This window comes from uncultured Caldilinea sp. (genome assembly GCF_937128415.1).
Classification (GTDB): Bacteria; Chloroflexota; Anaerolineae; order Caldilineales; family Caldilineaceae; genus Caldilinea.
The window spans coordinates 1-1,844 of record NZ_CAKZMJ010000018.1; the positions used below are offsets into that span (position 1 = coordinate 1).

1 protein-coding gene is annotated in these 1,844 nt (G+C 60.4%); it reads right to left on the reverse strand.

Annotated features, from left to right (window positions below):
• Positions 1-169 precede the first annotated feature (169 nt).
• Positions 170-1,501 carry a radical SAM protein gene (locus Q0367_RS02265; RefSeq protein WP_297639951.1) on the reverse strand — a complete coding sequence of 444 codons (1,332 nt, stop codon included), beginning with the start codon at positions 1,499-1,501 and terminating at the stop codon, positions 170-172.
• Positions 1,502-1,844: the final 343 nt, after the last annotated feature.

A 1,844-nucleotide genomic window follows, 5' to 3' on the forward strand; every position in this document is an offset into this window, starting at 1 on the left:
AGCTTTTTCGGTCAGATTGTCGAGGGCGTCGATATTCTCGCCACCCTCACCGTCAGCGACACCATCGAAAGCATCACGGTTGTTGAGGAATAGGGCTGGCGGTTTGTCAATGAGTCTACAAACAGACCTGATGGAGCGAAACTGAGTTTCGCTCCATCAGGTGATTTTATTACGGGCAGCGAATCAGCCCCTGCGCCCATAGACAGGCGCCGCAGACCGGCGCTTCGTTGCCGAAGCAATCCTCCAGATTTGCTACGGAGAGGTCGCAGCCGCCGCAGAAGGTGCAGGGCGGAAAGGCGAATCCCTGTACACGCGCCCGGTAGGCGACGTAGGCGGGATCGTTCCAGAGGTCGAGCAGGCTGCGCTCGTGCACGTTGCCGATGATGTGACGGTGGATGACGTGCGGTTTGTCGTGCAGAATGCTGTTGTGCGTGTGCAACAACGGCCAACAGGGCGCCACATCGCCGTTCCAGCCCACCGTCAGTGACCCGGCTTCGATATAGTCGCACACGTCGTTGCTGCCGCCCCACTTGGCGCCGGCGTAGCGCACGCTAAAGCCGCTTTGAAACGCCTCGAAGAGCGCCTCGCGCGTGATCTCGTCGAAGTCCATCTTGGGCAGGCTAAGCTGCGGCGTGTGCGTCGAGTCCAGGTAGGTGATCGAGCGCATGGATTGCTTGTAGAGCACTTCCTCCTTCAGATTTTCGGTGACAGGCAGCACGTTGCTCACCGAAAAGTGCAGCGCGCCGAGCTGGCGGGCGATCTTGAGCACCTTGGGCAGGTCGGCGATGTTGCGTTTCATGGCGACGAACGCCACGCCGATCTCGGGTTTTGCGCCTTTATGCCCCTTGCGCAGCGTGCGGAAGCGTTGCAGGTTCGCCAGCACATTCGGCAACTCGGCGCCGAGGCGCACGTCGGCGTAGCTTTCCGGCGTTGCGCCGTCGATGGAGACCCACAGCAGGTCGAGGCCGGCTTCGATCAACTGGCGGCTGCGCTGCTCCGTCAGCAGTGTGCCGTTGGTGATCAGCTCCACGCGCGCGCCCAGCCGTTTGGCCTCGGCCACCCACTCCACGGTGCGCGGATGAAAAAGCGGCTCGCCGATGCCGCCAAAGTAGAGGGTCGGAACGGGATCGATCTGCCTGACGCCTTCCAACACGGCGGCGAAGGTCTCCTCGCGCATGCGTCCGACGTTCGCTTGCCAGGCGTTGCGAAAGCAGGTGATGCAATCGAGGTTGCAGGCGTTGGTCGGCTCGACATAGACCTTGGCCAGATGGTTCAGCGGGCGATGCAGGCGCAGAGTGTTGCCGTCGCGTTCGACGCGCAGGGTTGCGCCCGGCTGCAGGCCCAGGCTGCGCCGCATCTCCGGCGAAAGCACGAGCCGCCCCTCCTCATCGACATACCCCCATTCGACCTTCGGCGTCGGCGACGATGGGGATGCAGCGCCGTTTGTCCTTGCAGGCGCCGAAGCAGTTTCTTCAATCAACGCAATCGGGAGAACGGCCATCCCTCACCTCCCATGACATGAGAGTGGAGTAAACGCAAAGGTGCAAAGAGAAAGTAAGAGTTCGCTGGTGATATCCAGTGTAATTAATTATGCAGCTTTTTTGCCGCACGTCGACGGAGGATCGGCTTTCATTTTAGATGACAGACGCCCTCTATCGAAGAACGTAGCCAGCGCTGAAAGAGAAACTTCTAACCTTTTCTGGCGTCTCGCCGGGCTTGCAGATGCAAAACAAACTTTTGTGTTGCGTTGTTGCGACGGAAATGGCGCTCACCGCAGGACGGCTGCGGCGGACTCCAGTTTGGCGAAGAGTTCATCCGAGAGATCGATGTGCAGCACCTGTGCG

What these genes read in the sequence shown, in the direction of transcription:
- Q0367_RS02265 (WP_297639951.1), bottom strand. Translation starts at nt 1,501, where the DNA reads ATGGCCGTTCTCCCGATTGCGTTGATTGAAGAAACTGCTTCGGCGCCT.